Source organism: Variovorax gracilis, from assembly GCF_030317115.1.
Classification (GTDB): Bacteria; Pseudomonadota; Gammaproteobacteria; order Burkholderiales; family Burkholderiaceae_C; genus Variovorax; species Variovorax gracilis.
The window spans coordinates 78,732-84,812 of the sequence record NZ_JASZYF010000025.1 but is presented as its reverse complement, the minus strand read 5'-3'; the positions used below and the strand labels follow the sequence as shown (position 1 = coordinate 84,812).

Sequence of the window (6,081 nt, the reverse complement as noted above, 5' to 3'; positions counted from 1 at the left end):
GCACCGTCGCAATCGCCGCCGTCAGCGTCGTCTTGCCATGGTCCACGTGACCAATCGTGCCCACGTTCACGTGCGGCTTCGTACGGGTGAATTTTCCTTTTGCCATTTTCTCGACTCCGAAAAATAACTAGATCAACACACTGACATGGGGTTGCAACCTGCCGATTGCAACCCCAAAACTGGTGCCCATTGCGGGAATCGGACCCGCGACCTCTCCCTTACCAAGGGAGTGCTCTACCACTGAGCCAAATGGGCGACATATCTAAAACCAACTGCGCCGAGCGCTGACGTGGACCTCTGGAGCGGGAGACGGGAATCGAACCCGCGTCATTAGCTTGGAAGGCTAGGGTTCTACCATTGAACTACTCCCGCATTGCGACACAACCAAACCGGATCAAACCTCCAGATCGGGCCGTACCGCAGCACGGTCAGAGCCTTTCGCTTTCGCCTCGGGCCCACAACATTCAAGCGCTCTGCAAAATCCATTCATCGCTGGTGGAGAGGGCTGGATTCGAACCAGCGTACTCGTAAGAGGGCAGATTTACAGTCTGCTGCCATTAACCACTCGGCCACCTCTCCAGCGAACCTCGGAATATAGCACGGTTTACCCGGGTGTGTCGATCGCACCCCCGGCAACTTGTGCCGCACCGCAGCAACTTCGCGACTGCCCCGATGGGCCTGGCCACTCAAAAGATGCGTTTTCTCCGAGCCCAAGATTCTCGCATGAAATCAAGCACTTACTCCGCAGGCTCAGGAACGTCCCGCCTCCCGCCAAGCCCGGGCCTGCCCGAAGTGGCCGCAGCCGATGAACGGCACCGGCGGGCGCAGCGCGGACAGCGGTGACGGGTGATTCGACATCAGCACCTTGTGACGATTCGTGTCGATCAGTGCCCGCTTGCTCTGCGCGTGCGCGCCCCACAGCATGAAGACGACGGCCCGTTCGCCATCGGCCACACGGCGGATCACAGCGTCGGTCAGTACTTCCCAACCGCGCCCGGCGTGGCTGGCCGCCTGCCCTTCCTCCACGGTCAGGCAGGTGTTGAGAAGCAGCACGCCATGGGTTGCCCACTTGACCAGACTGCCGCCAGGGTTCGGAAACGTCGGCGGTGGCGTGCCCAGGTCGCGCTCCAGTTCCTTGAAGATGTTGCGCAGCGACGGCGGCAGCGCCACGCCCGGCGCCACCGAGAAAGCGAGCCCTTCGGCCTGCCCGCGCCCGTGGTACGGGTCCTGCCCGAGGATCACGACGCGAACCTCTTCCGGCGGCGTCAGTTCGAGCGCTCGCAGCGGCTGCGGCGGAAAGATCGCCGCTCCATCGTCCAGCCTCTCGCGCAGAAAGCCCTGCAGCCTCTGGCCGACGGCACCGCCGAAGAACTCGTCCACCAGCGGCTGCCACCCTGGCGCGACCGGCCAATTGGCAGGGTCGCTGCTCGCCAGCTGATCCCCCGCGCTCATCGGAACAAGGTGGCGAGCGCTTCGCCCGGTTCGTCGGCGCGCATGAAGGCCTCGCCGACCAGGAAGGCATGAATCCCCGCGGCACGCAGCTTTGCGACGTCTTCGCGGGTCGTGATGCCCGATTCGGTCACCAGCAGGCGATCCGGAGGCACCTGCGCCAGCAGGTCGATCGTCGTCTGCATCGACACCTCGAAGGTCCGCAGGTTGCGGTTGTTGACGCCGACGAGAGGCGTCTTGAGCTTCAGCGCGCGCTCGAGTTCGGCGCCGTCGTGCACCTCGACCAGCACCGCCATGCCGAGCCCTGCTGCAATCGCTTCGAACTCGCGCATCTGCGCGTCGTCCAGGCAGGCGGCGATCAGCAGGATGGCATCGGCGCCCATCGAGCGCGATTCGTAGACCTGGTAGGCGTCGACGATGAAATCCTTGCGCAGCACCGGCAGGTCGCAGGAGGCGCGCGCCTGCTTGAGATAGTCGACGCCGCCCTGGAAGAACTGCCTGTCGGTCAGCACTGAAAGGCAGGCCGCGCTCACCGTGCCATCGCCTTCCGCGTAGCTCTGGGCGATGTCCGCCGGGATGAACTCCGCGCGCAGCACGCCCTTGCTCGGGCTGGCCTTCTTGACCTCGGCAATGACCGCTGCGGCGCCGGCAGCAATCTTCGCGCGCAGGGCGCCGGTGAAATCGCGCGTGAGCACGCGGCTTTCGGCATCGAAGCGAACGGCTTCGAGGGGCGACTTCTTTTTGGCCGCCGCGATTTCCTCGCGTTTGACGGCCACGATTTTCTCGAGGATGTCCGACATGTTTCTTTTCTCCCTACGCCTGGGCAGCCGCCGTGGCGGCGATCAGTTCGGCCAGCTTGGCCTTGGCCGCGCCCGATTCGAGCGCCGCGCGCGCGCGCTCGACGCCCGCTGCGATCGAATCGCACACATTGGCCGCATACAGCGCGGCACCGGCATTGAGCAGCACGATGTCCCGCGCCGGGCCCGGCCGGTTGTCGAGCACGTCCATCAGCATCGCCTTCGACTGCTCCGGCGTCTCCACCCGCAACGTGCGATTGCTCGACATCGCGAAGCCGAAATCCTCCGGATGCAGCTCGTACTCGCGCACCTCGCCGTCCTTGAGCTCGCCGACCATGGTGGCCGCGCCGAGCGAGATCTCGTCCATGCCGTCGCGCCCGTAGACGACCAGCGCATGCTCCGCGCCCAGCCGCTGAAGCGCCCGCACCTGGATGCCCACGAGGTCGGCGTGGAACACGCCCATCAGGATGTTGGGCGCCCCGGCCGGATTGGTCAGCGGGCCCAGGATGTTGAAGATGGTCTTGATGCCGAGTTCCTTGCGAACCGGCGCGACGTTCTTCATCGCCGGATGGTGATTCGGCGCGAACATGAAGCCGATGCCCACGTCGGCGATGCACTTCGCGATCTGGTCCGGCTTCAGGTTGATGTTGATGCCGAGCGATTCGAGCACGTCTGCGCTGCCGGACTTGCTGCTCACGCTGCGCCCGCCATGCTTGCTGACCTTGGCGCCGGCAGCCGCGACGACGAACATCGAGCAAGTCGAGATGTTGAAGGTGTGCGAACCGTCTCCGCCAGTGCCCACGATGTCGACGAGGTTCGTGGTGTCGGCCACCGGCACCTTGGTCGAGACCTCGCGCATCACCTGCGCGGCGGCGGTGATCTCGCCGATGGTCTCCTTCTTGACGCGCAAGCCGGTGATGAGCGCGGCCATCATCACGGACGAGCATTCGCCGCTCATGATGAGGCGCACGATGTGGAGCATCTCGTCGTGGAAGACCTCGCGGTGTTCGATGGTGCGCTGCAGCGCTTCCTGGGGGGTGATGGCCATGGTGTGTCTCCCTTGGATCAATGGACGGGGGGCGGGGCGAGAGGATTGTCGGCAAGCGCGAGCCCGAAGCCAAAGCCGACGAAGAGGGCGCCGGCGCCGCGCTGCAGCCAGTGCATGCCGCGCTGGACGAGACCGACGCGACGCGCCGTCCAGCCGGCGAGCAGCGCCCATGCCACGTTGACGAAGATCGCGTTGAAGTTGAACAGCACGCCCAGCAGGAAGAAGGCCAGCGGCTTGTTGTCCGTGCCGGGGGCAATGAACTGCGGGACGAAGGCCAGGAAGAACAGCGCCACCTTGGGATTCAGCGCATTGGTCCAGAAGCCTCCGAGAAAGACGCTCTTCATGCCGACCGGGCCCGCCGCATCGGCGCCGGCGACGGCCAGCGCCTGCTCGTCCTTCGAGGCACGCGAAAAAAGCATCCGCACGCCGACCCACAGCAGATAGGCCGCACCCGCCCACTTCAGGACGGTAAACGCGGTCGTCGATGCCGCCATCAGCGCACTCACGCCCAGCGCCGCCGCCGTGATGTGCACGAAGCACCCTGCCGTGATGCCGAAGCCGGCAACGATCCCGGCACGGGTGCCCGAACGCAGCGAGCGGGTCACGATGTAGAGCACGTCGGGGCCCGGCGTGAGGTTCAGCAGCAGCCCGGCCGCGATGAAGAGCAGCAACGAATGGGCATCAGGCATGGAAGAAGCTCCGGATGGCGCCGATGGCGCGCTCGATGCCCTTCGCATCGACGTCCAGATGCGTCGCGAATCGCAGCCGGTAGAGCCCCGTGGCCAGCACGCCGTTCTGCTTCAGGTGCGCCAGCAGCTCGGCGGAACGCGACCGCGCGGCGCCTGCCAGGTCGACGAACAGCAGGTTCGTCTGCGGCGCCTCGACCTTCAATTCGGCAATGCCCGCCAGCCCGTCGGCCAGCCGGCGCGCGAGCGCGTGGTCCTGCGCCAGGCGCTCGACATGGTGTTCCAGCGCGTGCGACGCCGCCGCAGCCAGCACGCCCGCCTGCCGCATGCCCCCGCCTGCCATCTTGCGAATGCGGTGCGCGCGCGCAATGAAGTCGCGCGGCCCGCACAACGCCGAGCCCACCGGTGCGCCGAGGCCCTTGCTGAAGCAGACCGACACGGTGTCGAAGCAGCCGGCGATGCGGCGCGCTTCGGTGCGCGCGTCGCTGCCGCGTTCCGCCGCCTGCGCCACGGCGGCATTGAAGAGCCGCGCGCCATCGAGGTGGCGGCTCAGCCCCTTGCGCTGCGCGAGTTGCGTCGCCTGCTCGACGTAGGCAAAGGGCAGCACCTTGCCGCCCAGCGTGTTCTCCAGCGCGAGCATTCGGGTGCGCGCGAAATGCGCGTCGTCCGGCTTGATGGCGGCTTCGATCTCGTCCAGCGCGAGCGTACCGTCCGGCTGGTGATCCAGCGGCTGCGGCTGCACGCTGCCGAACACCGCCGCGCCGCCGCCTTCCCAGCGGTAGCAATGCGCCATCTGGCCCACGATGAACTCGTCGCCCCGCTGGCAATGCGCAAGGATCGCGCAAAGATTGCTCTGCGTACCGGTGGGCACGAACAGCGCGGCCTCGAAGCCCAGCATCCCGGCGATCTGCTCCTGCAGCGCGTTGACGCTGGGGTCGTCGCCGAACACGTCGTCGCCCAGCGGGGCGGACAGCATGGCATCGCGCATCGCGGCCGTGGGCTGTGTGACGGTATCGCTGCGCAGGTCGACCACGGTCGATGAAGAAGTCGTCATTCGGCTCACCCCAGGAAGTTCCGCAGCATGGCGTGGCCATGCTCGGTGAGGATGGATTCGGGATGGAACTGCACGCCCTCGATGCGCACGGCCTGCTCGAAACCGGTGTGGCGCACGCCCATGATCTCGCCGTCGTAGGTCCATGCGGTGATGGCGAGTTCGCTCGGGCAGGATTCGCGCTCGATCGCGAGCGAGTGATAGCGGTTGACGCAGAACTTCTCCGGCAAGCCGGCGAACACGCCTTCACGCGTGGTCGTGATCTCGCTGGTCTTGCCGTGCATCAACTGCTGTGCGCGAATGATCTTCCCGCCGAAGGCCGCGCCGATCGCCTGGTGCCCCAGGCATACGCCGAGAATGGGCAACCGCCCCGCGAACTCCTGGATGGCCGCGACCGAAACGCCTGCCTCGGCCGGCGAGCAAGGCCCCGGCGAGATGACGAGCCGGCCGACGCCGCCGCCGATGCGCTCCCGGAGCCCTTCGAGCGTGATCTCGTCATTGCGATGCACCTCGACGTCCGCGCCGAGTTCGCCGAAATACTGCACCAGGTTGTAGGTGAAGCTGTCGTAGTTGTCGATCATCAGGAGCTTCATGGTTTGACTCCGATCCGGTGCACGCCCTTGACCACGGGGAACACGTTGAAATTGATGAGCAGGCCGAGCTTGAGCCCCGAGAGCCGCACCGCCGCCTGCGCCCGCGCGCGATGCAGGTCGGTGAGCGCATCGACCGCCTTCACGTCGACGACGACCGACTGCTCGATCACGAAGTCCGCGCGGCCGACCTCGCCGAGCGAGCGTCCCTTGTAGCTGGCCGACACCGGCACGTTGCGCACGAAGCCGATCTCGCGCTCGGCCAGCTCGATCTCCAGCGCGGCGGCGTAGACCTCCTCGGCCAGGCCGATGCCAAGCACCCGCTGCACCTCGACGGCCGCGCCGATGATCTCGTGCGAGAAGTCGTTGTTCTGAATGTCGTCGCTCATAGTGCCCCCATGCTTGCCACTTCGTGTGCTGCGCTGCCCCCCGAGGGGGCGCGAGCTTGCTTGGGACGGCC

General features: G+C 66.3%; 8 protein-coding genes and 3 tRNA genes. All 11 read right to left on the bottom strand.

Going from position 1 to position 6,081, the window contains the following annotated elements; all coding sequences use genetic code 11:
- Positions 1 to 106 (bottom strand): GTP-binding protein (locus QTH97_RS29235; protein WP_007829589.1); only part of this gene is annotated, 106 nt, incomplete at its 3' end.
- A gap of 74 nt (positions 107 to 180) precedes the next feature.
- A tRNA-Thr gene (locus QTH97_RS29230) sits at positions 181 to 255 on the bottom strand.
- A 43-nt stretch (positions 256 to 298) separates the two neighbouring features.
- Positions 299 to 372, bottom strand: a tRNA-Gly gene (locus QTH97_RS29225).
- 121 nt (positions 373 to 493) lie between these two features.
- A tRNA-Tyr gene (locus QTH97_RS29220) sits at positions 494 to 579 on the bottom strand.
- A gap of 171 nt (positions 580 to 750) precedes the next feature.
- The gene (locus QTH97_RS29215) at positions 751 to 1,452 is read right to left on the bottom strand and encodes a uracil-DNA glycosylase (protein WP_286572073.1); all 702 of its coding nucleotides are present in this window, start codon (positions 1,450 to 1,452) and stop codon (positions 751 to 753) included.
- Positions 1,449 to 2,249: an indole-3-glycerol phosphate synthase TrpC gene (gene trpC / locus QTH97_RS29210; protein ID WP_286572072.1), complete on the bottom strand. Its 801-nt coding sequence runs from the start codon at positions 2,247 to 2,249 to the stop codon at positions 1,449 to 1,451. Before trpC ends, QTH97_RS29215 begins: the two co-directional genes overlap by 4 nt.
- Before the next feature lie 13 nt (positions 2,250 to 2,262).
- Positions 2,263 to 3,294, bottom strand: a complete 1,032-nt coding sequence (gene trpD / locus QTH97_RS29205; protein WP_286572071.1) for an anthranilate phosphoribosyltransferase — start codon at positions 3,292 to 3,294, stop codon at positions 2,263 to 2,265.
- A 17-nt stretch (positions 3,295 to 3,311) separates the two neighbouring features.
- Complete coding sequence (locus QTH97_RS29200; RefSeq protein WP_286572070.1) at positions 3,312 to 3,983, bottom strand: LysE family translocator; 672 nt, start codon at positions 3,981 to 3,983, stop codon at positions 3,312 to 3,314.
- Positions 3,976 to 5,034, bottom strand: a complete 1,059-nt coding sequence (gene ltaE, locus QTH97_RS29195; RefSeq protein WP_286572069.1) for a low-specificity L-threonine aldolase — start codon at positions 5,032 to 5,034, stop codon at positions 3,976 to 3,978. The genes QTH97_RS29200 and ltaE overlap by 8 nt, the downstream gene beginning before the upstream one ends.
- A gap of 5 nt (positions 5,035 to 5,039) precedes the next feature.
- Positions 5,040 to 5,624, bottom strand: coding sequence for an anthranilate synthase component II (locus tag QTH97_RS29190; protein ID WP_286572068.1), 585 nt, complete (start codon positions 5,622 to 5,624; stop codon positions 5,040 to 5,042).
- Positions 5,621 to 6,010 carry a GxxExxY protein gene (locus QTH97_RS29185; RefSeq protein ID WP_286572067.1) on the bottom strand — a complete coding sequence of 130 codons (390 nt, stop codon included), beginning with the start codon at positions 6,008 to 6,010 and terminating at the stop codon, positions 5,621 to 5,623. The genes QTH97_RS29190 and QTH97_RS29185 overlap by 4 nt, the downstream gene beginning before the upstream one ends.
- Positions 6,011 to 6,081 lie beyond the last annotated feature (71 nt).